26 protein-coding genes and 1 tRNA gene are annotated in these 26,192 nt (G+C 64.7%); 12 read left to right on the top strand and 15 right to left on the bottom strand.

Features of this window, described 5'->3' with window-relative positions; translation table 11 throughout:
* Positions 1 to 11: 11 nt before the first annotated feature.
* The 3 genes from CXR03_RS06230 to CXR03_RS06220 are packed head-to-tail and all read right to left on the bottom strand — an operon-like array spanning position 12 to position 2,761.
* The gene (locus tag CXR03_RS06230) at positions 12 to 521 is read right to left on the bottom strand and encodes a metallophosphoesterase (protein ID WP_104102629.1); all 510 of its coding nucleotides are present in this window, start codon (positions 519 to 521) and stop codon (positions 12 to 14) included.
* Positions 522 to 530: 9 nt separating this feature from the next.
* On the bottom strand, positions 531 to 926 hold the full coding sequence (locus CXR03_RS06225) for a hypothetical protein (protein WP_104102627.1): 396 nt from the start codon (positions 924 to 926) through the stop codon (positions 531 to 533).
* On the bottom strand, positions 926 to 2,761 hold the full coding sequence (locus CXR03_RS06220) for a glycoside hydrolase family 15 protein (protein WP_104102626.1): 1,836 nt from the start codon (positions 2,759 to 2,761) through the stop codon (positions 926 to 928). The genes CXR03_RS06225 and CXR03_RS06220 overlap by 1 nt, the downstream gene beginning before the upstream one ends.
* A 243-nt stretch (positions 2,762 to 3,004) precedes the next feature.
* Here CXR03_RS06220 and CXR03_RS06215 point away from each other — a divergent pair, with 243 nt between their 5' ends.
* The gene (locus CXR03_RS06215; RefSeq protein WP_104102624.1) at positions 3,005 to 4,261 is read left to right on the top strand and encodes a DUF445 domain-containing protein; all 1,257 of its coding nucleotides are present in this window, start codon (positions 3,005 to 3,007) and stop codon (positions 4,259 to 4,261) included.
* Between the two features lie 40 nt (positions 4,262 to 4,301).
* On the opposite strand, the gene CXR03_RS06210 is transcribed toward CXR03_RS06215, so the two are convergent.
* From CXR03_RS06210 to CXR03_RS06200, 3 genes are all read right to left on the bottom strand, one after another.
* Complete coding sequence (locus tag CXR03_RS06210) at positions 4,302 to 5,024, bottom strand: hypothetical protein (RefSeq protein ID WP_104102623.1); 723 nt, start codon at positions 5,022 to 5,024, stop codon at positions 4,302 to 4,304.
* 186 nt (positions 5,025 to 5,210) lie between these two features.
* On the bottom strand, positions 5,211 to 5,477 hold the full coding sequence (locus CXR03_RS06205; RefSeq protein ID WP_104102621.1) for a GlsB/YeaQ/YmgE family stress response membrane protein: 267 nt from the start codon (positions 5,475 to 5,477) through the stop codon (positions 5,211 to 5,213).
* A gap of 141 nt (positions 5,478 to 5,618) precedes the next feature.
* Positions 5,619 to 6,275 carry an alpha/beta hydrolase gene (locus CXR03_RS06200; protein ID WP_104102620.1) on the bottom strand — a complete coding sequence of 219 codons (657 nt, stop codon included), beginning with the start codon at positions 6,273 to 6,275 and terminating at the stop codon, positions 5,619 to 5,621.
* Positions 6,276 to 6,443: 168 nt separating this feature from the next.
* Here CXR03_RS06200 and CXR03_RS06195 point away from each other — a divergent pair, with 168 nt between their 5' ends.
* Genes CXR03_RS06195 through CXR03_RS06180 form a run of 4 tightly spaced genes read left to right on the top strand, consistent with a single transcriptional unit; the run spans position 6,444 to position 11,715 of the window.
* Positions 6,444 to 7,472: a 1-phosphofructokinase family hexose kinase gene (locus CXR03_RS06195; protein WP_104102618.1), complete on the top strand. Its 1,029-nt coding sequence runs from the start codon at positions 6,444 to 6,446 to the stop codon at positions 7,470 to 7,472.
* A complete protein-coding gene (locus CXR03_RS06190) occupies positions 7,472 to 9,634 on the top strand; it encodes a fructose-specific PTS transporter subunit EIIC (RefSeq protein WP_104102617.1) in 2,163 nt (720 codons plus the stop codon). Before CXR03_RS06195 ends, CXR03_RS06190 begins: the two co-directional genes overlap by 1 nt.
* 33 nt (positions 9,635 to 9,667) lie before the next feature.
* A complete protein-coding gene (ptsP, locus tag CXR03_RS06185) occupies positions 9,668 to 11,380 on the top strand; it encodes a phosphoenolpyruvate--protein phosphotransferase (protein WP_104102616.1) in 1,713 nt (570 codons plus the stop codon).
* A gap of 59 nt (positions 11,381 to 11,439) precedes the next feature.
* Positions 11,440 to 11,715: an HPr family phosphocarrier protein gene (locus CXR03_RS06180; protein WP_104053585.1), complete on the top strand. Its 276-nt coding sequence runs from the start codon at positions 11,440 to 11,442 to the stop codon at positions 11,713 to 11,715.
* A 146-nt stretch (positions 11,716 to 11,861) separates the two neighbouring features.
* On the opposite strand, the gene CXR03_RS06175 is transcribed toward CXR03_RS06180, so the two are convergent.
* The 4 genes from CXR03_RS06175 to CXR03_RS06160 form a co-directional block, all read right to left on the bottom strand.
* Positions 11,862 to 12,596, bottom strand: coding sequence for a hypothetical protein (locus CXR03_RS06175; protein ID WP_104102614.1), 735 nt, complete (start codon positions 12,594 to 12,596; stop codon positions 11,862 to 11,864).
* A complete protein-coding gene (locus CXR03_RS06170; RefSeq protein ID WP_308470577.1) occupies positions 12,593 to 13,246 on the bottom strand; it encodes a hypothetical protein in 654 nt (217 codons plus the stop codon). Before CXR03_RS06170 ends, CXR03_RS06175 begins: the two co-directional genes overlap by 4 nt.
* Positions 13,247 to 13,528: 282 nt before the next feature.
* Entirely contained in the window at positions 13,529 to 13,843 is a 315-nt protein-coding gene (locus CXR03_RS06165) for a GNAT family N-acetyltransferase (RefSeq protein ID WP_104102612.1), read from the bottom strand.
* 48 nt (positions 13,844 to 13,891) lie between these two features.
* Complete coding sequence (locus CXR03_RS06160; protein ID WP_146070463.1) at positions 13,892 to 14,461, bottom strand: hypothetical protein; 570 nt, start codon at positions 14,459 to 14,461, stop codon at positions 13,892 to 13,894.
* 268 nt (positions 14,462 to 14,729) lie between these two features.
* Here CXR03_RS06160 and CXR03_RS06155 point away from each other — a divergent pair, with 268 nt between their 5' ends.
* Together CXR03_RS06155 and CXR03_RS18785 are read left to right on the top strand one after the other, a co-directional pair.
* A complete protein-coding gene (locus CXR03_RS06155) occupies positions 14,730 to 15,812 on the top strand; it encodes an iron-containing redox enzyme family protein (RefSeq protein WP_104102609.1) in 1,083 nt (360 codons plus the stop codon).
* Positions 15,809 to 16,192 carry a CDGSH iron-sulfur domain-containing protein gene (locus CXR03_RS18785; RefSeq protein ID WP_104102608.1) on the top strand — a complete coding sequence of 128 codons (384 nt, stop codon included), beginning with the start codon at positions 15,809 to 15,811 and terminating at the stop codon, positions 16,190 to 16,192. The genes CXR03_RS06155 and CXR03_RS18785 overlap by 4 nt, the downstream gene beginning before the upstream one ends.
* Before the next feature lie 127 nt (positions 16,193 to 16,319).
* Here the strand turns inward: CXR03_RS18785 and CXR03_RS06145 are convergent.
* Positions 16,320 to 16,395 (bottom strand) — tRNA-Lys (locus CXR03_RS06145).
* Between the two features lie 215 nt (positions 16,396 to 16,610).
* Between CXR03_RS06145 and CXR03_RS06140 the strand changes: the two genes are divergently transcribed.
* The 3 genes from CXR03_RS06140 (at position 16,611) to CXR03_RS06130 (ending at position 19,112) form a co-directional block, all read left to right on the top strand.
* Positions 16,611 to 17,255, top strand: a complete 645-nt coding sequence (locus tag CXR03_RS06140) for a hypothetical protein (RefSeq protein WP_104053577.1) — start codon at positions 16,611 to 16,613, stop codon at positions 17,253 to 17,255.
* Between the two features lie 228 nt (positions 17,256 to 17,483).
* Positions 17,484 to 18,101 carry a DUF47 domain-containing protein gene (locus tag CXR03_RS06135; protein WP_104102606.1) on the top strand — a complete coding sequence of 206 codons (618 nt, stop codon included), beginning with the start codon at positions 17,484 to 17,486 and terminating at the stop codon, positions 18,099 to 18,101.
* A complete protein-coding gene (locus tag CXR03_RS06130; RefSeq protein ID WP_104102605.1) occupies positions 18,102 to 19,112 on the top strand; it encodes an inorganic phosphate transporter in 1,011 nt (336 codons plus the stop codon). It abuts the gene before it with no gap.
* A 40-nt stretch (positions 19,113 to 19,152) separates the two neighbouring features.
* Here CXR03_RS06130 and pstB read toward each other — a convergent pair whose 3' ends face one another.
* The 4 genes from pstB to pstS form a co-directional block, all read right to left on the bottom strand.
* Complete coding sequence (gene pstB, locus CXR03_RS06125; protein ID WP_104053574.1) at positions 19,153 to 19,932, bottom strand: phosphate ABC transporter ATP-binding protein PstB; 780 nt, start codon at positions 19,930 to 19,932, stop codon at positions 19,153 to 19,155.
* A 66-nt stretch (positions 19,933 to 19,998) separates the two neighbouring features.
* Positions 19,999 to 21,102 (bottom strand): phosphate ABC transporter permease PstA, encoded by a 1,104-nt coding sequence (pstA, locus tag CXR03_RS06120; RefSeq protein ID WP_104102603.1) that lies wholly within the window; start codon positions 21,100 to 21,102, stop codon positions 19,999 to 20,001.
* On the bottom strand, positions 21,102 to 22,034 hold the full coding sequence (pstC, locus tag CXR03_RS06115) for a phosphate ABC transporter permease subunit PstC (RefSeq protein ID WP_104102602.1): 933 nt from the start codon (positions 22,032 to 22,034) through the stop codon (positions 21,102 to 21,104). Before pstC ends, pstA begins: the two co-directional genes overlap by 1 nt.
* Positions 22,035 to 22,223: 189 nt before the next feature.
* On the bottom strand, positions 22,224 to 23,348 hold the full coding sequence (gene pstS / locus CXR03_RS06110) for a phosphate ABC transporter substrate-binding protein PstS (RefSeq protein WP_104102600.1): 1,125 nt from the start codon (positions 23,346 to 23,348) through the stop codon (positions 22,224 to 22,226).
* Between the two features lie 266 nt (positions 23,349 to 23,614).
* Here pstS and CXR03_RS06105 point away from each other — a divergent pair, with 266 nt between their 5' ends.
* Together CXR03_RS06105 and radA are read left to right on the top strand one after the other, a co-directional pair.
* Entirely contained in the window at positions 23,615 to 24,745 is a 1,131-nt protein-coding gene (locus CXR03_RS06105; RefSeq protein WP_258073509.1) for an aromatic acid exporter family protein, read from the top strand.
* Between the two features lie 68 nt (positions 24,746 to 24,813).
* The gene (gene radA, locus CXR03_RS06100) at positions 24,814 to 26,181 is read left to right on the top strand and encodes a DNA repair protein RadA (protein WP_104102599.1); all 1,368 of its coding nucleotides are present in this window, start codon (positions 24,814 to 24,816) and stop codon (positions 26,179 to 26,181) included.
* The last annotated feature ends 11 nt before the right edge of the window (positions 26,182 to 26,192 follow it).

Below are 26,192 nucleotides of genomic sequence, written 5' to 3'. Positions count from 1 at the left end.
ACCGGCAGCAACTAAGCCTTTCGAGGGGGAAGCCGCACCAGCTCCACGGTGACGGCTTCCCCCTCTACTGTGAGGCGCATGTAGGTGCAGAAGGGCTGGCGCCTGCGGTCCGTGGGCGAGCCGGGATTCAGCAGCCGCATTCCGGCCGGGGTCACGGTGTCCCACGGAATGTGGCTGTGCCCGAAGATCAGCAGATCAGTGTCGGGAAACTGCTCATCCAGGCGTTTTTCCCGCCCTGCGGCAGGACCTGTTTCATGGATGACGGCCAGCCGCACCTGTTCAACCGTGGCCGTGGCAACCAAAGGCAGCCGGGACGGCAGCGCACCGCCGTCGTTATTGCCGTAGCAGGCAATCAGTTTTCGCGAGCGCTGCAGCATTTCATCCAGTGCGTCTTCGCTGACCCAGTCACCGGCGTGGACCACGGCATCAGCTGCCTCGATATCCGCCCACAGCTGCGCGGGCAGTTCCCGCGCCCGCTTGGGCAAATGGCTGTCCGACAGCACCAGCAAATTCGTTGCCATGTCCGCTTCCTAGCCGCGCAGGCTCCAGGCCCAGCGGATCAGGGGCAGCTGCAGGGGCAGCCGGGCCAGGTGGATGGCCTTCTCCCGGTCCGATCCGCGGGGACCGAAGGCACGCTGCAGGGCACTGAGGTGTCCGGCGATGAAGGCGATGTACATCAGGGTGGTTCCCGTGGCGGCCGCCCGGCGGGTGGCCGGCAGCAGCAGCCCGGCCGCGGCGGCAAACTCCAGCACCCCGCTCAGGTGGGTCCACTGCCGGCGGGTCAGCACACCGAGCCGGCCGTCAGTGTCCGTGCTGATACTGCGGGGAACCACCGTGTTGTAGAACTTCGGGTTGCGGAAATGATTGACGGCGCTGACTGACAGCAGCGCCGCCATGGCGGCCGCTGAGGAACTTTGGCGGTTCATTAGCTTCTTTCGGTGGGGTTGAAGATGGCGGAAGGCCCGGCAGGAGCATCCGTCAGCGGCGCCGCGGTGTTCAGCGCGTCCGCGGCTCGGACCAGGGCAAGGTGGGAAAAAGCCTGCGGAAAGTTTCCGGCCATCGTATTGTGCACCGGATCATATTCCTCGCTGAGCAGGCCCAGCTCGTTGGAGTATGCCACCAATTGGTCCATGAGGGCGCGTGCCTCCCCGGTCCGCCCGGTGGCGGCATACTGTTCAACGAGCCAGAAACTGCAGGCCAGGAAGGGGTTCTCGCCGGGCTCCAAGCCGTCAATCCCGCTGTGCGTGGCATAGCGCAGCAGCAGGCCGGAGTCGGTGCACAGGTCCTGCTCAAGCCTGGCCACCGTGCCCAGCATGCGTTCGTCGTTGTAGGCCAGGAAACCCACTTGGGGAAGCTGCAGCAGAGCCGCGTCCACTTCCCTGCTGCCGTAATACTGCGTGAAGGTATTCAATTCTTCGTTGAAGCCGCGGTTCAGGATCTCCTCACGCAGTCCGTCCCGCAGGGCGTCCCACAGCTCCACCGGACCATCCAGGCCATGGGACCGGACGGCGGCGGCCGCCCGGTCAAACGCCGCCCACATCATGACCCGCGAATGGGTGAAGTGCTGGGGCTCTCCCCGCATTTCCCAGATTCCGTGGTCCTTATCCTCGAGGTGGCGCTCCAGGAAGGTCATCAGAGCCCGTTGCAGGGGCCAGGAGAAACTATCCTCCGCCACACCCGCGTCCCGAAGCTTGGCCAGGGCAACCATCACTTCGCCGACGACGTCGGCCTGGTACTGGGAAACCGCCCCGTTCCCCACGCGCACCGGAACGGATCCTCCATACCCGGTGAACTGGGGCAGGATGCGTTCGGGAAGTTCACGGGCACCGTCCACCGCGTACATGATCTGCAGGTCCTCCGGGTCACCGGCCACGGCACGCAGCAGCCAGTTGCGCCAGCGCAGTGCCTCATCCGCGTAGCCGTGACCCAGCATGGCTTCGAGGGTCAGCGCCGCGTCCCGGAGCCAGCAGTAGCGGTAATCCCAGTTGCGTTCCCCGCCCGCAACCTCCGGAAGCGAGGTGGTGGGAGCCGCCACAATGCCGCCGGTGGACTCATGCGTCAGCGCGCGCAGTACCAGCAGCGAGCGCTGGACGGGTCCAACATACTGCTGCGCGGGATCGCAGTGGTCCGCCCACCTTTCCCAATAATCGGTGGTGGAAGCCAGCGCGGTGTCGATGTCCGTCAGCGGAGGCACTTCATGGTGGGAGAGATGCCAGGTCAGTTCCATGTCCACGCGCTCGTCGGCACCCACAGTGAAGCGCCCAACGTGCTGGTGGTCCACCGCCCGGGGCAGATTGTCGCCGCGCAGCACCAGTGCATTCGGTCCAGCTATCGCCAGCAGACGCTCTCCGTGCGGATCGGGGTCACGGCGCATCCACGGCAGGACGGTTCCGTAGTTGAACCGCACTTCCAGCTCCTGGCGCATATCCACAGTTCCGCTGATTCCCTCCACCCGGCGCACAATCGAAGCCCGACCGTCACCCACCGGCATGAACTCAGTGACCAGCACAGCGCCGGTGTCAGTTGCCCAGTGTGTCTGCAGGATAAAGGTGGGCCCAAGATAGCTTCGGCTCACGACGGCGGCATCTCCCTCCGGAGCCAGCAGCCACCGGCCATGGTTCTCGGTTCCCAGCAATGCACCAAAGACCGACGGCGAGTCGAACCGCGGCAGGCACAGCCAGTCGATGCTTCCCCGCCGGGAAATCAGGGCACCGGTGTGCAGGTCTGAAACCAGCGCATAATCCTCAATCGGGGAAGCCATGAGCCCCACTCAACCACACGGCCGGCGCCGCTCCCAGCATGTTCCCCGGGGACGGCGTTTGCCGACACGGTACCTTGCACAGCAGACTGATTACATTGGCTGGACGGTTCCTGCCGCGGCGTCCGACCGGCCCGCGGCACACGAACCGGCACAAGCACGAGGAGCGGTTTTGCTTTTGTCTTCGATTTCATCTTCGGTTCTCCGGCCGGGGAACATGCGTAACGACGGAAACGGAGCGTCGGCATGAGCCTTCCGGTACTGGATGATGCCCAGCGGGCGGCAGGGCTGCGCCGAATGAAAATGGTGGCGACCGGACTGCTGGTGGTGCTCGCCGTCGTCTTCGTCATCTCCTTTGCCCTGCAGGAGCGCTACCCCTGGCTGCAGTATGTTCGGGCTGCCGCCGAGGGCGGCATGGTGGGCGCCTTGGCGGACTGGTTTGCAGTCACCGCGCTTTTCAAGCACCCCATGGGAGTGAAGATTCCGCACACGGCGATCATTCCGCGCAAGAAGGATCAGATCGGCGCCTCTCTCGGCCAGTTCGTGGAGAGCAACTTCCTCTCCGAAGAGGTCATCACCCAAAAACTGGGCTCCATGCAGCTGGCGCAGAAGGCCGGCGCCTGGCTGGAACGCCCGGAAAGCGCCGCCCGCGTAGCCACCGAGGGTTCCGCCGCCATCCGCGGAATCCTGCGGGTCCTGGACGACGACGCCGTCAAAACGGTTTTGGAGTCCATGTTCCGCCGGCACGTGGTGGATCCGCCGTGGGGCCCGCCCATGGGCCGGGTGGCGGAACGGGTCTTCGAAGAGGGGCACCACCACCAGCTCGTGAATCTGGTGGTGGACAGCATCAATGACTGGGTGGAAGCGAACCCGGATGTCATCTCCGAACTGGTGGCCCAGCGGTCCCCGTCCTGGGTGCCCTCGTTTGTGGATGACCTGGTGGGCGACCGTGTGCAGGTGGAAGTGGGACGCTTCCTGCGGGCCGTGCAGGAAGATCAGAACCATGAGATGCGCCGTGCCCTGGACAACTACCTCAAGGGTCTGGCCCGGGACCTGCAGGACGATCCCGCCGTCATGGCCAAGGCTGACGCGATCAAGGAACAGGTGCTGGATGATCCCCGGGTCCAGCAGCTCATCACCCAGACGTGGGCCACGATCAAGAACGCCCTGACCACCGCCGTGGATGACCCGGACAGCGAGCTGACGCAGAATTTCAAGGCTGCAGTGCAGGACTTCGGTCACCGGCTTGCCACCGATCCCGAGCTCGCCGCAAAGGTGAATACCTGGATCGCCGATGCCGCCGGTTACCTGGTGAAGACCTACAGCAGCGACATAGCCGGCGTGATCACTGAAACGGTGGAGCACTGGGACGCGCAGGAGACGTCCGAGAAGATCGAGCTTCAGGTGGGCAAGGACCTGCAGTTTATTCGAATCAACGGCACCGTGGTGGGGTCCCTGGCGGGGCTGGCCATCTTCACCGTCGCGCACGCGGTCTTCGGTTAGGCCGGGCGGCGGGCGCACACGCCCGCCCCGGCCTGTTCCGCTAGGGCTTCTCAGGCACCTGCTGCAAATCCTCGGCCAGTTCGCCGCTGATTGTTTCCGGCACCGGGCCCAACGCACGCCGGGCGGCCTTGATGACACCCTTGCCCATGGCGTGGTTGCCGGCTCCGCCCACAACCGCTCCGATCCCCAGGGGCAGCGCGCGGCCAAGCAGGGCCGTTCCCTGCCGGGCAATAACGCGTTTCATGAACTGCTTTCGAATGGATGATCCAACGGATCCCATCACGCCGGACGGCATTCTGCCCAGGGAGCTGGCCCAGGGCTTGCCTCCACGCCCGGCAACGGACTGCATCATGGCGGTTCCCTCTTCGCCAAGCATGATGGCCATGACCATGGTCCGCGAACGTTCCGGATCTGAGAGGTGCACCCCGTGCAGTTCGGCGACTGACTGCGCGTAGAGCGCCGTTGCCTCAAGGAAACCCACCGTTGCCGCCGCCGAGAGCCCCAAAGCTGCGGCAGTGCCGATGGCGGGCACGACGGCGGTCGCGCCCACTGCGGCTCCGCCTCCGGTCACGGTGTTCAGGTAGTGCTTCTCCACGATCGACACCAGTTCCGCCGGTGTCGCCTGGGGATGCTTGCGCTGCAGCCGTCTGATATTTGCGAGCACCAAGGGACGCTGGACCTCCACGGCCCGCTCCATTGCCCGGAGCACCGAAGCTTTGGGTGTCCCGTCCTTTTCAAAGACGGTTCCCCCGGCAGCCTTCATGGCACGGTTGGATAGAAATCCCACGGCAACGCTCCTTTTCGACACATGTTCCGGTGCAGGGCACCAGCCCGTTTAAGCCTACGTGAGGCAGGTACGTAAAAAGCGGGACCCGCGGAATAATCCGCCGGTCCCGCTTTTTATCTGCAGTCTGCTGCAGAACTCTGCGCCGGAGCACAGACTCACAAACTAGGCGCGGCTGCTCTTGCGAGTAACGAAGCCGTAGATAGCGAGAACGATGATGGAGCCGATGATGGCAACAAGCCACGTCTGGATGGAGAAGAATTCTTCCAGCTCGACACCGAAGATGGCGCCGCCAATCCAGCCGCCAAGCAGGGCGCCGATGACGCCGAGGACCAGAGTAGCGATCCAGCCGCCGCCCTGGCGACCCGGAAGGATTGCCTTAGCGATTGCACCTGCGATAAGACCAAGAATAAGGAAAGCAATGAAACCCATGATGATTACTCCTTGCTGTGTGAACGAGTGATGATTTCGTTGTTTTGCCGAGCGACCTGTGGGCCGCGCTTTCCTCCACTGTACTTCATAAGCATGCTTAGGTAGTAGTTGAAATCGATTTTGGTTCCTTGCCGATAGATGTTAGCCCCGTTTGTCTTCCGCGTCAGGGCGGGGCTGGGCCACTACATAACGCCTCAGGAAGAGACTCACGTCACGAAGCTCGTCGGCACCAATATTGTGCCCCATCCCGGGGTATGTGCGGGCGGTTAGCGCGGTATTTTTTTCCAGCCAATTCTGCGTCCCAAGAATCGCGTCTTCATTGATCACCCAGTCATCCCGGTCCCGTCCCCAGAAGTAGGGGACCGGCTCCGAAAGCGGTTCTGCCATGGCCAGCAGTTCGTTCTCAGCCACGAACCCGGACAGTCCCACAACGGATTCAAACCTTCCGGGCCGCAGACGGAGCAGGGTGGTGGCCATCGCCATGCCCTGGGAAAACCCCAGCAGCGAAACTCCGGTGAAGGATTCCCCTGCCATGGTCCGGTCCAGCCAGGTGAAAACGGCTGCCGCGGCCTCCAGCACCTCGGCGGTGTCGGACTGCAGATACGGATCCAGGAGGAACCAGCCGTGCGAGTCCCCCACTGGAAAGGTGCCTCGCAGCGAAGCAGCCGTAATGCCCGCGGGAATTGACGGAAACAACGTTGCCAAGCTGTGTTCATCCGTTCCGTAGCCATGCAGCATCACGAGGAGGTGGGTGCCGGGGCGGGCGTCGGCAGGGGCGGACCAAAGGACGTTGCGCATGCACCCACACTATTCCGGACAGGCCCGTTTGGGCTTTGGGAGAGCGCTGGAAACGCCCCCCATTGCAATCGCTGGTCAACCTAAATAGCGTTGGTTCAGCACACCGGACGTGGCGTACGCCGCTTCATGAGGTGGCGCAGATTGCGGGTGTCCATGCCGAAACCATCAATGATCGTCACCCTCACCGTCAATCCCAGTTTGGACCGGACCATCGAGTTGCCGGGACCGCTGGTCCGCGGGGCTGTCCAGCGCGCAGCCGCCATCAGCGGGGATCCCGGAGGCAAAGGAGTCAACGTATCCCGCGCCCTCACCGCATCCGGGCTGCAGTCAATCGCCGTCCTGCCCGGCGGCGACAATGACCCTGTCCTTTCCGCCCTGCGCAGCGCCGGCGTCAGTTACGCAAACCTACCCATCCGGTCCGCGCTCCGCAGCAACATCACCCTGACGGAACCGGATGGAACCACCACCAAGATCAACGTCCCGGGCCCAGCACTGGACCCTTCTGACCAGGAAGCCCTCATCAGCCTGCTGGTGGACACCTGTGCTGCCGGCGGGAACGGCGTCGCTGCGTCGTGGCTGGTGCTTGCCGGGTCGTTGCCTCCCGGGGCGTCCCCGGACCTGTATGCACTGGTGGCACATGCCGTCCGCAGTCAATTTGGCGACGCCGCTCCGCGCATTGCCGTTGATTCCTCAGGCCCTCCGCTCCTTGGCGCGCTGATGCACGGCGCCACGCCGGACCTGCTTAAGCCCAACGCAGAGGAGCTGGCCGAGGTGACCGGCGTAGGAAGCGAAGACGAACTCGAAGCAGATCCGCTTTTGGCCGTACAGGCGGCACGGACCCTTATCGCCCGGGGCGTCGGAGCCGTCCTGGCAACTCTGGGCGCCAAAGGCGCCCTGCTCATCACGGCTGGGGGAGCCTGGCAGGCCACCCGCCCGCCGGTCGCGGCCCGGTCCACCGTAGGCGCCGGCGACTCCTCCCTGGCCGGGTACTTGCTCGCCGACGTCGCCGGCGCCCCGCCAAGCGACTGTCTGCGCCAGGCCGTGGCACACGGCGCCGCAGCCGCATCCCTTCCGGGCACCACCGTCCCCACGCTTGCGCAGACTGATCCCGGCGCCGTGACCGTGACGGAGATACCCCTCCCCGCCAACACCCCCGGCTCCGCAACCGCTCAGGCGGAATCTAAGGAGGAAAACTAATGTCGGATCTCATCACACCGGAGTTGGTCACCCTTGACCAGAATCTGGGAACCGAACGGTCCGAGGTGATCCGCTACCTGGTCCAGCAGGTGGTCTCAGCGGGACGCGCCACCGGCTTTGACGGGCTGTACTCAGATGCCATGGCCCGGGAATCCAAGACAGCAACGGGGGTTCCCGGCGGAATAGCCATTCCTCACTGCCGCTCCTCGGCAGTCACGAAGGCCACGCTGGCCATGGCCCGAATCCAGCCACCGGTGGACTGGGGAGCCAAGGATGGCCCGGCGGACATTGTCTTTTTCATTGCCGCACCGGAAGGCGCTGACCAGGAACACCTGCAGCTGCTCTCCAAGCTGGCACGTTCTCTGATTAAGAAAAACTTCACCAGTGCGCTGCGGACAGCCGCCTCCCCCCAGGAAATAGTTGAGCTGGTGGACGGAGCACTGGGGCTGGGGCCTGTCCCGGAGTCACAATCCACAGGAACGGCTTCGGGCGCCGCGAATCAGGCTCCGGTCACCGGGGCCACGGCGGCAGGCGCCGGCGCCACAGGTGCTGGAGCCGCGTCCGGGAGTCCGGACGGCGCCCATGCGGCAGGAGCTCCGGCATCGGAGCCCACCGCGGACAACGGCGATACAGGTGCAGCCGGCGACGGCGGGAAAACCCTCCATCTGGTCGCTGTCACCGCCTGCCCCACAGGCATTGCCCACACCTATATGGCGGCGGATTCTTTGGCTGCGGTGGCCGCCGAACGGGGTATTGACCTGCAGGTGGAAACACAGGGATCCGCGGGGTCAACCCCCTTGGACCCTTCGGTCATCCGCAACGCGGAGGCTGTCATCTTCGCCACCGACGTCGATGTCCGGGACAAGGGCCGGTTTGCCGGCCTTCCCGTGGTGGCCGGTCCGGTCAAGCGGGGCATCGACGAACCCGGCGTCATGATCGATGAAGCGCTTGCCGCCGCCAAGGATCCCAATGCCCGGCGTGTTGCGGGCGGCGGAGGAGGCGGCGAGGAGCGCGATCCGCAAAGCAGCGGCGGTGGTGAGGGATTCGGCGGGCAGCTGAAGCGGGCTCTGCTCACCGGCGTCAGCTACATGATTCCGTTTGTTGCCGGCGGCGGCCTGCTCATTGCCCTGGGCTTCCTCCTCGGAGGTTATGAGCTGTCGCTGTCCAACGACGACGGCGATCTGACCGGTGACATCATCCTGAACGGCGGCACCCTCTTCAATCCGGGCGATCAGGGCCTGCTGACCTATCTTGGTGCAGTCTTCTGGAAGATCGGCAATCTGTCCCTGGGATTCCTGGTGCCCGCCCTGGCCGGTTACATTGCCTACGCCCTGGCTGACCGGCCGGGCATCGCTCCGGGGTTCACTGCCGGTGCAGTGGCCCTGTTCATGGACGCCGGCTTCCTTGGCGGACTCGTCGGCGGCCTGCTGGCCGGCTACGTTGCGCGGTGGGTCGGCAGCTGGTCGGTACCCTCGTGGCTGCGGGGTCTGATGCCCGTAGTGATCATTCCGCTCATCAGCTCGCTGATAGCCTCCGGACTGATGATCCTTGTCCTGGGCGGTCCCATAGCCGCCCTGACCCAGGCCCTGAATGACTGGCTGTACGGCCTCGGCGGAGTGACCGCCATTGTGCTGGGCATCATTTTGGGACTCATGATGGGATCTGACCTCGGCGGCCCCATCAACAAGGTGGCGTACGCGTTTGCAGTGGCGGGACTCGGCGAAGGAAGCTTCGAGAACCAGGCACCCTGGCAAATCATGGCCGCGGTCATGGCCGCCGGCATGGTTCCTCCGCTGGGCATGGCCCTGGCAACCGTGGTGGACAAACAGCAGTTCACGATGGCTCTTCGGGAGAACGGCAAGGCCGCCTGGCTGCTCGGTGCCGCCTTCATCTCTGAAGGCGCCATTCCCTTTGCCGCGGCAGACCCCTTCCGTGTCATTCCGTCCTGCATGGTTGGCGGAGCCGTTGCCGGCGCCATCTGCATGGGCACCGGCGTGACGTCCCAGGCACCGCACGGCGGAATTTTCGTGTTCTTCGCCATCGGCAACATCCTGATGTTCATTGTGGCTATCCTCGCGGGAATGGTGGCCTCAGGATTGATCTATGTGGCGCTCAAACGCTGGACGGCCCCCAAACGTGTGGAGGAACCCGTCATTGCCTAGCAGCCCACTACCCACACACAGAGAGGCACACTGATGCGGACCATCAAGGGAATCGGAGTCAGCGCCGGGCGGGTGCTTGGCCCATCGCTGCGGATGCCGCCTCCGGTGCCCGAGCCCGAAGCTGATGCCAGATTCGGGGCAGACAGCACGGTGGACGGAGAAAAGGCCCGGCTGAAGGACGCGGCCGAAGAAGTCCGGGCAGACCTGCGCCACCGGGCTGAAACGGCCAGCGGAGATGCCAAGGCCGTACTGGATGCAACGGCCATGATGGCCACAGACCCCATGCTGCTTAAGGCTGCCGGCAAACACATTAATGCCGGCATGGCCGCGGACCGGGCCATTTGGGAGGCGGGACTGGAGGTTGCCGCCATGCTGCAGAGCCTGGGCGGCTACATGGCTGAGCGCACGCAGGACGTCCTGGACGTCCGGGCGCGCATCGTGGCTGAACTGGACGGGCTCCCCGCGCCGGGGATTCCCGCGTCCGACACCCCGTTCATCCTGGTTGCCGAGGAACTCGCCCCCGCTGACACGGCCACCCTGGACCCGGCCAAGGTTGTTGGCCTTGTCACCTCCGGCGGCGGACCACAATCCCACACCGCCATCCTGGCACGCGCCCTGGGGCTGCCGGCGGTGGTGGGAGCCCCAGACGCGGATTCACTCAGCGACGGCACCGAGCTCTACGTCGACGGGGCCACCGGAACCGTCGTGGCGGAACCGGGCGCTTCGGAACGGGAAGCCGCTTCCAAGTACGCCTCACGCGTGTCCCTGCCACCCTTCAGCGGTACGGGAACGACGTCGGACGGTCACCGGGTTCCCCTCCTCGCCAACGTGGGTTCCGGCAAGGACGCAAAGGCTGCGGCGGCGGCCGGTGCGGAAGGTATCGGTTTGCTGCGCACCGAATTCTGCTTCCTTGGCCGCGATTCGGAGCCCACCCAAGAGGAACAGGTCACGGCTTACGGGGCCGTTTTTGAGGCTTTTCCCGGACGGAAAGTGGTGGTCCGCACCTTGGATGCCGGTGCGGACAAGCCCTTGCCGTTCCTGACTGATGCCACCGAACCCAATCCGGCCCTGGGCGTTCGGGGATTCCGTACCGACAGGTCCTCCCCCGGCGTCCTCGGCCGCCAGCTGGAAGCGATTGCCATTGCGGCCGGCGCACACGAAGCCGATGTGTGGGTCATGGCTCCGATGATTTCAACCGCCGAGGAGGCTGCGGATTTTGCGGTCCAGTGCACGGGCGCAGGACTCGCGATGCCCGGAGTGATGATCGAAGTCCCGGCAGCCGCACTCATGGCTGAGGCCGTCCTTTCCCGGGTCCGTTTCGCTTCGCTGGGCACTAACGACCTCACGCAGTACACCATGGCAGCCGACCGGCAGCTCGGCACCCTGGCCACCCTGAATGACCCCTGGCAACCGGCTGTGCTCCAGTTGATCGGGCGAACGGTTGAAGGAGCGCGCGCGGCGGAAGCAGCGGCTGAGCCGGGCCAGGCCACTGCCGGAACCAAGAATGTGGGCGTCTGCGGTGAAGCGGCGGCAGACCCTGCCCTCGCCATCGTGCTGACAGGGCTGGGAGTCAACACGCTGTCCATGACCCCTCGGGCACTCGCTTCCGTGGGAGCAGTCCTGGCCACCGTGTCCCTCGCTGAGGCGCAGGAGCTGGCGTCAGTCGCCCTGAGCGCGCACACTGCAGCAGAGGCACGTTCCGCGGTCCGCAGCCGTCTTCCCGTCCTCGAGGAGCTGGGTCTGTAACCTCACCCTGACTCATCCACCACGCGTACTGAGAGTACAAACGGAAGGAAACACACACCATGCCAGAACGTAAAGCCACAATCGCCAGCAGAGTTGGCCTGCACGCCCGTCCCGCCTCCATCTTCGCCGAGGCAGCTGCGGCCCAGCCCGTCGACGTAACCATTGCAATGGAGGGGGAACCCGCCGAGGAGGCAATGGACGCGGCCAGCATGCTGTCGCTCATGAGTTTGGGTGCTTCCAACGGCGACGTTGTGGTGCTGCGGGCCGAGGGTGACGGGGCCGACGAGGCCCTCGATGCCCTGGTAAAAATCCTGGAAACGGATCTCGACGCCTAATAGGGAATTCCGGATACAGCGAAGCCAGCGGAGTTATCCGCTGGCTTCGGTCGTAACGTCACGCTGACCCCCCACAGGCAGCGGATGTTACATAATCATTATTCTGGCACATGATCATGAAATTGTGAACGAGCGATACCGATTCTTTACCTGCTGCCGTACACCTTGGCCAGTGACCCCTGCGGGGCCCTCCTTTTAGCGACCCGCCGAGAGTTCCAAATGAGTGCCAACCCAATGGAAATCACTATGACGGCGGAATAGGGAAGTATGCGGTCCCAGACCACAAGCTGCAGATTCCAGACCGACAGGATCAGCAGCGAATGGACGAAAACCACGCCGAGCCCCAGCGATAAGAGCCCTGCACTCAGCCGAATGTCCGGCCGGCGCGCGGAGTCAGCAGCACAGAGAAACAAAGGCGGAACCAGACAGGAAACCACGTACGCCTGATAGAGCCGGGAAATGTCACCATAGGCATTCACCGTGTCCTGGTCCCAGTATGCCGCCAGAGCCGTGGAGGATTCCGGAAGATCACTGAGGACAAAGAGCACTGCCACGGCCGCAGACGCGACGCCCACAACAGCGAGGCCCACCGGACCGGCTATGAGCCGTTGCGCCCGTGGGGCATTGAAGGCCGCCGCACCTTTCATGCCCAGAATCAGCAGGACGGCAAAAATACAGTATCGAATAAGCAAGTTGGCGACATTCACGCCTCCCAGCACGGAATCCACGGGAAGATAAATAGCCGGAATACTTAGTCCCATTGCCGCGGCAAGGAGAATCAGGGCAAAGAACATTTCCCGGTTCTCCCCGCGGACGGCTCCGGGTAGCCGCAGCAGGGCAAAGAAAACGCTGACGCCAAGGGCTATCCACTGCAATATCATCCCAATTGCTCCAAAAGTGCAGAGTTGTTGTCTTCGTCGTGCTCGAGCTTTCTCACCATTTTGCCCAGGGTATCCAGCCGGTCCCGTGCAAGAAACACCAGGTCAGCGTCGGAAAGTTCAGCAAGCGCACGTTCGCGGCCACCGATGGGCCAGCCGCACTCATCCGGGGTCAGCAGGCCCGTGGCCACCAGGCCGCCGGTCAGGGACACACCTGCAATCCTGGCGGCTTGAACGGCTAGCTCCGGGGCGAGCCGGCCGGCCGTCAGCTGCGCTGAGAGGTTTTGGGGTGCCACGCCGCTTACGGCACTCAGACGCTGGCGCAGGTCCCCCGGATCAACCGCCTCAAACCAGGCGCGCACGGAGTTCCGGTGCGGAAAGGGTCCCAGGCCCGGCAGATCTGCGGGCGACGGATTGGGGTGCAGGCTCCGCGCCACCAGCAGCTGCAGGACGCAGACATACGTCACCTGGCTGATGAGCTCGCTGGCTGTGGGCGGACGGGAGCCCGCCAAGAGATCACGGTACTCCTCGAAGAAGGACAGAGCTTCAACCGGGTTCTGATCACAGGCCCGTGCTACACGGACAACCGTGGTCTCAGACACCTTCCCGCGGACCAGCTGCTGCGCCAGGGTAGAGCGTTTGATGCCGGCCATGCGGCAAAGATCAGCCGTGGACTCCCACGGGGCAGTCATGGATCGCCAGTTCTGGAAAGCTTTGGCAGACACAGCCACAGGCGATTCCCCCCAATTGGTTTCTCCGGACTGATGCCACTATACTATTTTCACTGGCTCCCCCTTCTGCGTTCCCCCCATATGCAGAGCGGGGAGCCAGCTTCATTTAAGGGTGATTCAAGCCAACCCTCATCATTGGGCCAGCCGCTCAGCGGATTCCTTCTCATCCCGCTGCCGCCCAACCGGCAGCGGGCGGCGACGCGATTAGCGCGCCTCCTGCGGCCATGAAACATGGTGGCTCAGCTCATGATGCTTGCCGAGATATGACGCCGCGTAGGAGCAGTACGGCTTTATCCGCCGCCCCGCCGCAATAATGTCCTCCGCCGCGAACTTCACCAGCATGGATGAATAACCCTGGTGCCGGAATTCCTCCCGGACCACCGTATGGGTCAGGGCCACTGCGTCCGGGGCGTCCTCGTACTCCGCCGTGCCTGCCAGTTCACCGCCCACGCGAAGCTCGTACCGGTCTTGGTCGTCGTTTCGGGAGACCACAATGTCGTCCCTTATGTGCCCGCTCATGCCCCTGAGCCTGACATCGAAGCCGCGTTTCGTCCAGACCCCGGAAGGCTAGGCCGCGTGGCCGCCTCCGGCTGAGCTCTCTGCGCTGACCCACGCATTTTCCAGACCGGCAACGGCCGTTCCGTAGTCCCTGATGAACTCATCATCCACCGCACCGGAACCTTCCACCGGCGGCCGGAGCGCAGCAGCGCTCTTCATGGCACGCATCAGGTTTTTGGTCTCGGGCCTGGCCGCGTCTGTGAGTCCCGGTTTCTCCAGAGCCTTCCAGCCGTCCAGCTCATAAGAACTCCAGCTCTTCAGCACGGCATCGTGGCGGCGCTCCAGAGCTGCAATCTGCTGCCGGCGGGCGTCCTGTTGCCGGGCCGCTTTACGCTGCCGGTGGCGCACCTGCACCCAACGGACAGCACCGGCTGCCCCGCCCACTGCAGCCAAACCCACCCACGGTCCGCTGCCGGGGCTGCCGGCAACCGCCCAGGCCACGGCCAGCAGGGCTGTCAGAGACCCCGTCAGACCCACCCAGAACAGTTTCTCGCCGTCCCCGCGTGCAAGCGCCGCATCAATCCGGACTGCGGTCAGAATCATGGCCGCAATCATCAGCAGCAGTGCCGGAACAAGCATTGAACCTCCTGCGTCAATCAGCGGCATGGGTTTCCTCTTTTCCGCAGCCATCGTTGTCTTCCGCACAGGTTGGCGATCATTTTCATGCGCAGCCGACCGTACGCTTCCATCTCACGCCGGATGAGCGGAAAGGTCAATGTCCGCACAGCCGGCCGCGGGCGGGACGAATTCCGGCCCAAACGGTTTACCAAGTATGCTGATGTCTTTGATTTGCTGTCCGCCCACGGCGTCTACCTGGGACCCTTGACCCGGAGTACAAAGGATAAGAATGAGAATCCCCGCACCCCGCGGACCAGTCAGTGCCGCCCTTCTTGACCTGCTCACGGCCCCGGAGGCCCCGTCCGCCGGCGCGCTTACGGATCTGGCCGAAGCCGCCCGCCGCGCCTGCCGCGGCACTGCCGACATCCTCCGCGATGACGACCTCCAGCTGACTTTGTTTTGCCTGTACGAGCTGCACTACAGCGGGCTGGACACGGTGCCGGACACGCTGGAGTGGCATCCCGGCCTTGTGGGTCTTCGCCTGGACCTCGAGAAGACTTTCGAGGCGGCCCTTCGCCGCACTGTTCCTGTTCCTGCGCTCCCCGAACCCACCTCGGAAGCAGTTGCAGCGGAGCTGTTCCGGATGGCCGCCGACGACGACGGGCCCAGCGTTTCCCGCTTCGTCGCCGCCAAGGCAACCCGTGAGCAGCTGGAGGAGTTTCTGATCCTCCGTTCCGTCTACCAGCTGAAGGAAGCCGACCCCCACAGCTGGGCCATTCCCCGGCTGCCGGTGGGCCGCGCCAAGGCGGCCCTGATCGAAATCCAGGCGGACGAATACGGCGGCGGACGTCCCGAACGCATGCATTCCGATCTCTTTGCGGTCACCATGAAGGGCCTGGACCTGGAGACCGAGTACGGCTGGTACCTCGACGCCGTCCCCGCCCTGACCCTTGCCTCATCAAACGCCATGTCCCTGTTCGGCCTGAACCGCCGCCTGCGCGGGGCTATCGCAGGCCACCTGGCCGCCTTTGAAATGACCTCCTCCATCCCGAACTCCTTCTATGCACGGGGCTTCCGCCGGCTCGGATTCGATGACACCGTCACCTATTACTTCGATGAGCATGTGGAGGCCGACGCCGTTCACGAACAGATTGCTGCACGGGACCTGGCCGGGGGACTTGTTGAGGCTGAACCTTCCCTGCTGGCTGATGTGATGTTCGGCGCCGCAACGGTTCTGGCCCTGGATGCCATGATGGGCGAGGATCAACTCACGGCCTGGAAAGAAGGCCGAACCGCCCTGCGTGTGCAGCCCTCCGGGGCAACAACAGCAGCCCTGGACGGCTTTGCCCTGGCGTCCGGAGTGACCCCGTGAGCGAGGCACCCGCTGGAGACGGGTGTGCCGGGTGTCCCGGCAACGATGCACATCCACAGTCTGAAGCTGCGGAATCCGGGAAACGGCCCGCAGCGGCCTCCGTGGTCACCTATCCCAACGGGCCGCTGCTGGTGCGCGGGGACTTTGAAATCATCACTCCCGACGGCGAACTTGTTCCGCGTGACCGGGAAACCGTGGCACTGTGCAGGTGCGGCGGATCCTCCATCAAGCCCTACTGCGACGGAACGCACAAGCTGATGAAGTTTGACACCGCCCGCCGCCGGCCCGTGCCTGCCCCCGTGGCCGAGCGCAGCCGGCCTGCCGGGGAAACGGGCAACGAAGAGGGTGCCGGGGAAGGCGACGGCAGCCAGTCCTCCTGAGCCGGTGAGCCGGCGGCTGACCGCCCCGGCCCGGGAGTGCTCCCGGCAAAGAAAAAGCACCCCGGTCCGAAAACCGGGGTGCTGCCGAAGTCCCGGCCCGCCGCTGACGGCTTGCCGGCCCATCTTCTGGTGGGCCCTGTGGGGCTCGAACCCACGACCCACGGATTAAAAGTCCGATGCTCTACCAACTGAGCTAAAGGCCCCCAGTCGTATCGGGACAACTGTTACCGCCCGGGTTTCCCCTGGCAATCCAGCCGTCGACGAATCGACTTCTCCACTTTATCGCACGGGGGACGTATCTCACGAAACATCGTGGCGCACACTTTGCGTTTCGCCCCGGGAGCAGCCGCGCCGGCCCCGCTCCCGGCGGCGGAGGTGCTCCTCGACGCCCGTTCCCGGGGCGGAGTATTCTCAAATTATGAGTGAGTCCAATGAAATGCCCCCACGGCATCACAAACCCAAGCTGTACGCTCCGCTGGACTTCGCCAACATCCCCGGAGGCGCGGATCCGGCCCGAGTATCCGAGGCGGCCCACCTGGCAGCCCAGGCACTGGTCCACCACGGCAGGGAGAGCTCCGATCCGGAGATCACCCGCCGCCTGGTGAAACTGGCGGACCGGCAGGGCCTGGAATCCATAGCGGAGATGTGGGCGGAAAGCCCCGCCCGCTCGCTGCCGGGTGCCCTGTGGCGCCTCTACGCCCTCCGCGCAGCCACTCAGCAGAATCCGGAACGGGTCGCCGCCTACTACGCCGCAGGCAAAGACGTTGCCCAGGTGTCCAAGGTGGTGGCCGGAGTGGCGGAACCCCTGGGCGCTGATGAGGTCAAGGCCATGGCTGACACCATCCTCTCCGGGGCTTTCGAAGGAGAGTTTGACGTAGCCCTGGAGCGCTTCGCGGCATTCTGCCGCGTGGTGGCTCTGGGCCAGACCCATCATGCAGATTCAGCGGAAGCAGGCAGCACGGACAAGGCGACGCAGCTCACCCGCAATGCCCGCCAGTTGATGCGCACAGCCGAAGATCTGGAGTATTCAGCGGCTGCGTGGCGCCGGGGAGAGCTGGATTAGGCCGCCCGGAGCTCATGTTGACAACGTCGGCGAAGAGTAGAAAACTAAAAGTGGTGCTGGACCGCGGAACCCCCGGGCTTCAACTTAGAGCCGCTTCGAGCGGCCTTCCGCCGAGAGGCGCTCCCGGTCCGGCACCGCTTTTGGATCTTCCTTCACAGCCGATAATCTTGGGCTCGTGACCTACTTCGCGCAGGACCCCCACTCTGGCCGGCAACCCCGGGTTGCCCTGTGAGGCTGCGGCTCTTTCCCCAGGAAAACGCGGGGCTCGAGCTCCTTTCCCAGATGGGCGGCGTCCTGATCCGCGGCGCAGGGACCCTCTCGGAGGTCCTCGGCGCAGAACCGGCTGACTATGAACGCCTCGCCGAGCACATGCATCAGCTGGAGGCTGAATCCACTGACCTGCATTTCGCGCTTATGACGCAGATGAGGTCAAGCTTCATCAACCCGCTCCCCCGCGAGGACCTCTACGACCTTTCCCTCATGCTGATGTCAGCAATGGAAAACCTCGACGCCGCAGCCGAAATCATCTCGCTGTACCGGCTGACAGGCATTTCAAAACGTGCTGCCGAACAGCTTGAAGTCATTGGCCGGCAGGCCGAGCTGACGGCAAGTGCCATGCGCCGCCTGGCTTCACTGGAAGACCTCGACGACTACTGGATTGAGATGCTGCGCCTGTCCAAGCGCTCCGAGCGCACCCACCGCATCTGGGTGTCCGAACTCCTGCGCGACCACAAGCCGCTCACGTATGCCCGGCACAGGGACCTCGCCGACCAGTTGGCCGGAACCACCGCTTCACTGCGGCAGTGCGCCACCGCCGTGGGCGGCATCCTGGTGCGGGAATCCTAGGTGGAGCCGGTTCTGCTGGCCGCCGTGGTTCTCTTTGCAGGTGCCTACGCCTTCATCAACGGGTTCCATGACGTTTCAAACTCCGTAGCCACCTCGGTGCGCACCCGCGCACTGACTCCCACCGTCGCCGTCGTGCTTGCCTCCGTTTTCAACCTGACCGGCGCGCTGCTGAGCACAGCGCTGGCCCTGGTTCTGGCGGATCGGTTCATCCAGCTGCCGGCGGGAACCCCCGGCCTGGGCATCCTCATCGCGGGTTTGCTGGCGGCGTGCGGCTGGGGGCTGTGGACCTGGTGGCGGCGCATGCCCTCGTCCTCAACGCACGCCCTGGTGGGCGGCATAGTCGGCTCGGGAGCCGCGTCCACCCTGGTGGGAGGCCCCAACATCGCCGAGTCCTATCAGGTGCTCCTGCAGCAGATTGTCCTGCCGCTGCTGCTCTCCCCCGTTATTGCCTTTGTGCTGGCCTACCTGCTGGTTTTTCCGACCACATGGCTCATGCGCTACAGCTCGCCGCGGCGCGGAGACGCGGGGAACCGGATTGCCCAGTCAGTGTTCACCTCGGCGTTTTCCCTGGGGCACGGCATGCAGGACGGGCAGCGGACAATGGCGGTGATTGTCCTGGCGCTGGTGGCCGCCGGATTCTCCGGCACCACCGGCATTCCACTCTGGGTACAAATCTTTTCCGGCGTGGCACTGGCCGCGGGCAGCCTGTTCGGCGGCTGGCGGATCAGCCGCACACTCGGCAGCCGTCTGGTGCGCATTGACCCGCTGCGCGGCATGAGCGCGACGGCGGTCAGCTCCTCCATGCTTTTCCTGGGCGCCGTATGGCTTCAGATCCCGCTCTCCAGCACGCAGACCATGACTTCGGCGATTGTGGGCGCCGGCGCCAACCAGCGGTTCTCCACTGTCCGCTTCATTCCGCTGCGGGAAATCCTGGTGACGTGGCTGGTCACAGCACCGGTCACCGCACTGCTGGCCGGGATTCTTTTCCTGGCCATCAGCCCGCTGCTCTGACCTGCCGGGCGGGAAAGCGCCGGGGAGCCGGGAACGGCCTCTATCCGAAGCGTCCGGAGACGTAGTCCTCCGTGGCCTTCTGGGACGGGTTGTTGAAGATGACCGTGGTGTCGTCATACTCGATGAGCTTGCCCGGCTTGCCGGTGCCGGCAATGTTAAAGAACGCGGTCTTGTCCGAGACCCGGGCTGCCTGCTGCATATTGTGGGTCACGATCACCACGGTGTAGTCACTCTTGAGTTCCTCGATGAGGTCCTCGATGGCGAGAGTGGAGATCGGGTCCAGGGCCGAGCACGGCTCGTCCATGAGGATGACCTCGGGTGAGACGGCGATGGCGCGGGCGATGCACAGGCGCTGCTGCTGGCCGCCGGAGAGGCCGGAGCCGGGCTTGTCCAGGCGGTCCCGGACCTCCTTCCACAGGTTGGCCCCGGTGAGTGACTTCTCCACGAGGTTGTCCGCATCGGATTTGGAGATGCGCTTGTTGTTCAGCTTCACGCCGGCCAGGACGTTGTCCCGGATGGACATGGTGGGGAACGGGTTGGGGCGCTGGAACACCATGCCGATGTGGCTGCGCACGGTAACAGGGTCCACGCCGGGACCGTAGAGGTTCTCCCCGTCCAGCAGGACTTCGCCCTCCACGCGGGCACCGGGAAGGACTTCATGCATGCGGTTCAGGGTCCGCAGGAAAGTGGACTTTCCGCAGCCCGAGGGTCCGATGAACGCCGTGACGGAGCGGGCCTCAATGTTGATATTGACGTTTTCTACGGCCAGGAAGTCGCCGTAGTAGACGTTGAGGTCCTTGACGTCGATTCGCTTGGACATGTGATTCCTTTTGTTCGAGGTTCTTCGGGGGCGGGGCAGCGGTGCCTCCGCAGGGGGTGGTTCCGGTCAGCGTCCGGTCTTGGGAGCAAACATCCGGGCGATCAGACGGGCACCCAGATTCAACAGCATCACCATGATGATCAGCAGCAGTGCCGCCGCCCAGGCACGCTGTGTGCTGGGATCGGTGTTGGTGGGTGAAGTGGGACTCATTAGCTGCCGGTAAATGTAGGTGGGCAGGGTGCTCATCCAGCCCGCAAACACGTTCATGTTGATGGTGTTCACAAACCCTGCGGTGACCAGCAGCGGGGCTGTCTCGCCGATGACGCGGGCAATGGCCAGGGTGACACCCGAGGCGATGCCGGAAATCGCCGTCGGCACCACCACCTTGAGGATGGTGCGCCACTTGCGCACGCCCAGGGCGTACGAGGCCTCCCGCAGCTCATTCGGCACGATCTTGAGCATTTCCTCGGTGGATCGCACCACCACGGGGATCATCAGGACGGAGAGGGCGACGGCGGCCACAAAGCCGGTACGCACGCCCGGTCCGAACACCAGGGCGAAGAAGGCTGCGGCGAACAGGCCGGCAACAATGGACGGGATTCCGGTCATGACGTCCACAAAGAAGGTGATGGCACGGGACAGCGGGCCGCCGTTGCTGTATTCCACGAGGTAAACGGCGGTCAGCAGGCCGATCGGCACGGAAATGATGGTGGCCCAGAGGGTGATCAGCAGGGTGCCCACAATGCCGTGGTATGCCCCGCCCAGCACCGGACCGCCCGTTTCGGCACTGTTGTTGTCCACGGCGCCGGTCATTCCGCCCATGGAGGTGAACAGGAAGTCCGGGCTCAGTCCGGCCAGGCCCTTGGACAGCACAGTAAAGATCACGGAGACCAGGGGAACCAGTGCCAGCAGGAAGGAGCCGCAGATCAGGTAGGTGGCAAAGCGGTCCACCGCGCGCCGGCGCCCCTCGACGATCCAGGTCATGACGGTGGCGCCGAGCACAAAGATCACCGCTGTGAAGATGGTGAAGCTTGCGATGCCGAAGCCGATCAGGGCCGACAGGGCCGCGCCCAGGATGACTGCCGCACCCAGCACCACCCATACGGCGTACGGCGGGAGCTGGTTTTTGGTCAGTGTCGCCGGACGGCGGCTGAGTGTTTGTGTCTGCATCAGTTGGCTCCGGAGAATTCTTTATGGCGGCTGATGATCCAGCGCGCAATCACGTTCACGGCCAGGGTGATCAGGAACAGCACCAGGCCGGCGGCGATCAGCTCGGACAGGCGCAGCCCGTACGCCTCGGGGAAGTTCAGGGCAATTTCCGCGGCGATCGTCTGGTTGCCCGGACGGATCAGGCTGGCAATCAGGCCGCCGGAGGAGAGAACCAGGGCCACGGCCATGGTTTCACCCAGGGCGCGTCCCAGACCCAGCATGACGGCGCTGATGACACCAGGGCGGGCGAAGGGGAACACCGCCATGCGGACCATTTCCCAGCGGGTGGCACCCATGGCCAGGGCTGCTTCCTCATGCAGTTTCGGGGTTTGCAGGAAGATTTCACGGGTCAGCGAGGTGATGATCGGCAGCACCATGACGGACAGCACGATCCCCGCCGTCAGCATGGTCTTGCCGGTCTGGCTGGCCGGACCGGAGAAGATCGGGATCCAGCCGGCATTGTCAGCCAGCCAGGTGTAGGGACCCACCAGGGCCGGTGCCAGCACCATCATCCCCCAGGCTCCGTACACAACTGACGGGATGGCCGCCAGCAGGTCAATGAGGTAACCCAGGCCCTGAGCCATGCGGCGCGGCGCGTAGTGCGAGATGAACAGCGCGACGCCGATGCCCACCGGCGTCGCGATCAGCAGGGCGATGGCTGCAGCGATGACGGTGCCGATGACCAGCGGCCAGATGTAGGTGAAGAAACCCTCGCCGCCGCTGATGTCCGCGGAATCGGCGGTAAACGTGGGCAGCGCCTGCCAGAGCAGGAACACAGCCACGGAAAACAGGACAAGAAGGATGAGGCAACCGGCCAGGAGCGTGATTCCTGAGAACACCTTGTCTCCGGCACGGCCGGCACCACCGGTGCCTTCTATGGACTTGCTGGACACTGCACAACCCTTCGGTTCTTCACTGGCAACTTCTTAAACTCTACTGACCCTGCACTGATCCCTATGACGCGGGGCCACAGTCTGCCTCCGCAATCCCCCCATTTACTGTCCCACGGCCCGGCGGACGGTGCGAACAGGAAGCGTTCCCCCCGGTGGCGGCGGAAGCTCCGCCGCCACCGGAGGCACGGGCTACTTCGCGACGCTGATGCTTGCCAGTGCGGCTTCGGCCTTCTCGCGAAGCGGCTGGGAAAGTTCCGCGTTGCCTGCTGCGTCCGCCGCAGCTGCCTGGCCCTCCTCACTGACCACGTAGGAGCCGAAGGCCTTCAACAAATCTGCGGTTTCAGAGTCCGGGTAGGTGGTGCAGTAGATGTGGTAGGAGACCAGGACCACAGGGTAGGCACCGGATTCGGTGGTGTCGCGGACCAAATCCATGGCCATGTCGCCGTCGGGGCGGCCCTCGCCGGTCACCGGAGTGGAGGCTTCCACCGCCTTCGCCGCGGCCTCGGAACTGTAGGGGACGTACTCTGCGCCAACCTTTACCGCTACCGTCCCCATGCCCTCGACGGCTGAGGCGTCCGCGTACGTGATGGCTCCGTCAGTGGCGCCGGCAGCAGACACGACGCCGCTGGTGCCCTGGGCATTCTCCTGGCCGCCCAGCTCGGCCGGCCATTCACCGCTGGCCTCGGTGTTCCACACGGCCGGCGCTGCAGCCGCGAGGTACTCGGTGAAATTCTCGGTGGTTCCCGACTCGTCAGAGCGGTGAATAACCGTGATGGGCGTATCGGGCAACTGCGCACCCTCATTCTGGCCCGCGATCGCCGGGTCATTCCAGGTGCTGATTTCACCGCGGAAGATACCCGCAATCGTCTCGGCATCCAGGTTGAGTTCATCCACGCCGTCCAAGTTGAAGGCGATGGCGATGGGCGAGATGTAGGCGGGAATGTGCAGCGCACCGTCCGGGCCGCACGCCTCGATGGAGGCTTCCACTTCCTCGTCCTTCAAATGGGCATCCGAACCGGCAAACTGCACACCGCCGGCCAGCAGCGCCTTGCGGCCGGCTCCCGATCCGTCCGGAGAGTACTGCACTGCTGTGTCCGGGTTCGCTGCGGTGAACCCCGCGATCCAGGCCTGCATGGCAGAGTCCTGGGAGGAGGCGCCGGACCCGGAAAGCGTCCCGGTAAGGGTGCTTTCCGATGAGGACGACGGCGTGCTGCCGCCGGCCGGGGCGATGGCGCTGTCGCTGCCGCACGCCGACAAGGCGAGCGCGGCGGCTGACAGCAGTGCTGCGGAACGAACTATGCGAATTACCGACACGTCTGGCCCCTTTCAAGGGCTCGTTTTCCGTAGAGCAGGTGTCCCGGCACGCGCCGTCACACCGGGACGTTCTGCCGCCCCTCCATCGATGGTGGACGGAGAAGGTTAACGAAAGGTGAACGGGGCCAAGCGGCGGAGGAAACTCTGGCCGGCACACCCGCGTCCATAAGGTGCAGGTGTTGTCCCGCCGGATTTGCCCCGTCACCGAAGTACGCCGCAGTGCTCTTCGGATGGAGGGCGCACTGCTCTGCCCCTAGACTGTTGGCATGCCCCCACGTGACCGCATTGCCCAAAGCCGGGGGTTCCTGCGCAACCGGGTAAAGGTTGGGCTGCGCCGAAGCCGCGATTCGATCATCCCCGCACTGCAGATGACCATCTGCGCCGTCGGGGCGTACGGCTTTGCCGAGTATGTGCTCGGCCATGAGGGACCGCTCTTCGCGGCCACTGCCGCGCTCATATCGCTGGGCTTTTCCCGGGAACCGCGTACCCGCCGGGTACTGGAGGTTGGCATTGGCTGCACCCTGGGAATCACCATCGGTGAACTTCTGCTGCACACACTGGGCACCGGACTGTGGCAGGCCGCCGTCGTACTCTTTCTCTCCGTCATGCTGGCCCGCTTCCTGGACCGGGGCGTCATTTTCACCACTCAGCTGGGCCTTCAGTCGCTGCTGGTGGTACTCCTTCCCGCTCCCGACGGCGGCGTGTTTACGCGCAGCGCAGATGCCCTCGTGGGCGGATTGTTTGCCCTACTGGTCACTATGCTGGCTCCCCGCGATCCCCGGCGGGAGCCAAAGTCCAATGTCCGCGATCTGCTGCACGAGCTCTCCGCGGTGCTGCGGCAGTGCGCCGAAGCTGTGGCAAAGAGTGATTCCACCATTGCCTGGCACGCCCTGGTGCGTGCCCGCAACACGCAGCCCCAGCTGGATCTGCTCACGCGCAGCGTGCGTGACGCCCGGGAGATTGCCCGAATCTCCCCGGCCTACCGGCGGCATCTGGCCGAGCTCGGTGACCTGCGCGGATCCATCGGCTACCTGGACCTCGCAGTGCGCAACAGCCGGGTCTTCGCCCGCCGCACCACGTCGGTCATCAACCACGCATCCCTTGATGACGAGGCTATTGAGCGCGTCACCGAAGTTGTCAACGACACGGCCGACGCCGTCGACATCCTCGCCCGCGCGCTGGCCGGCGGTGAGTCGGCGGGTGCGAGGGAGCGGCATCTTCGCCAGGCGCGCAACGAACTCTCCGCCGTGGGTGCGCAGCTGAACCCCGGCTCGCTGGGCATCACCAACATCCAGGGAGACGCGCTGATCATGTTATTCCGGCCGCTTGTGGTGGATCTGCTCGAGTCCACGGGACTCAGCCACGAGGAAGCAGTGAGCTGCCTGTCCGAGGTGTGATCCGGTGTGGTCCCCAGGCCGCGGGGGTCCGGCGCGGAAGTGTCAGTGCGGCGGGATAGCCTGTTTTTATGGCCACGAAGACAACCCGCGCAAAAACCGCCAACTACCGATGCGCCGAGTGCGGCTGGACCACCGCCAAGTGGGTGGGCCGCTGCGGTGAATGCCAGGCCTGGGGCACTGTGGAGGAAGCCGGGGAAGTCATTGCCCGCACCACGGCGGCAGCCACCGTTGCCCGCCCGGCGCAGCGCATTGCGGACGTGGACTCCACCACTGCCGCTTATCAGGCCACGGGAGTGGATGAGCTGGACCGCGTTCTGGGCGGCGGGCTGGTCCCGGGTGCCGTTATCCTGCTTGCCGGTGAACCGGGTGTGGGAAAGTCCACGCTGCTGCTGGATGTGGCAGCCAAAGTGGGGAACCTCGGACGGGAGGTCCTGTACGTCACCGGTGAAGAATCCACGGCACAGGTAAAACTGCGTGCCGAGCGTATCGGTGCGGTGTCGGATTTTCTGTACCTGAGCGCTGAAACCGATCTGGGCCAGGCGCTTGGCCAGGTGGAACAGGTCAAGCCCGCCCTGCTGATCGTCGACTCCGTGCAAACCCTGAGCAGCTCCGCAGTGGACGGCAGCGCCGGCGGGGTCAGCCAGGTCCGCGAAGTGGCAGCCTCCCTGATTGCGGCGGCCAAGGAACGGAACATGACCACCCTGCTCGTGGGGCACGTGACCAAGGACGGCTCCATCGCCGGGCCCCGGCTGCTGGAACACCTCGTGGATGTGGTCTGCCAGTTCGACGGCGACCGTCACTCCCGCCTGCGCCTGCTGCGGGCCGTGAAAAACCGCTACGGTCCCACCGATGAAGTGGGCTGCTTCGACCTGACGGAGGAAGGCATTGTGGGCCTCGCGGATCCGTCCGGGCTGTTTGTGTCCCGGACCAAGGAACCCGTGTCCGGCACCTGCATTACCGTCACGCTGGAAGGAAAGCGGCCCCTGGTGGCCGAGGTCCAGGCATTGTTGGCCGAAACCAGCAACGCGCAGGCCCGGCGTGCCACCAGTGGACTGGATTCGTCCCGGGTCGCCATGCTCCTGGCCGTGCTGCAGCAGCGGGCGTCCATGAATCTGGCCAAGGATGACAGTTACGTAGCCACCGTGGGCGGGGTCAAGCTCAGCGAGCCGGCCACTGATCTGGCAGTGGCCCTTGCCGTTGCCTCCGCCAAGATGAACAAACCCCTTCCCGCCCAGCTGATTGCCTTTGGGGAGGTTGGCCTCGCCGGAGAAGTGCGGCCCATCCCCGGCATAGCCCGGCGGATCCAGGAAGCAGAACGCCTCGGTTTCACGCACGCGGTGGTTCCGGCTTCACCCAACGGCCCCGGCGCGGTTCCGGCCGGTTTCCACGTCCGGGAGGTTTCCACCCTGACGGAGGCACTCAAGCTCCTGTTCTAGGACGGCGCGCA

This window comes from Arthrobacter sp. 08Y14, assembly GCF_002929455.1.
Classification (GTDB): Bacteria; Actinomycetota; Actinomycetes; order Actinomycetales; family Micrococcaceae; genus Arthrobacter_B; species Arthrobacter_B sunyaminii.
This window is presented reverse-complemented; position numbering and strand designations above follow the sequence as displayed.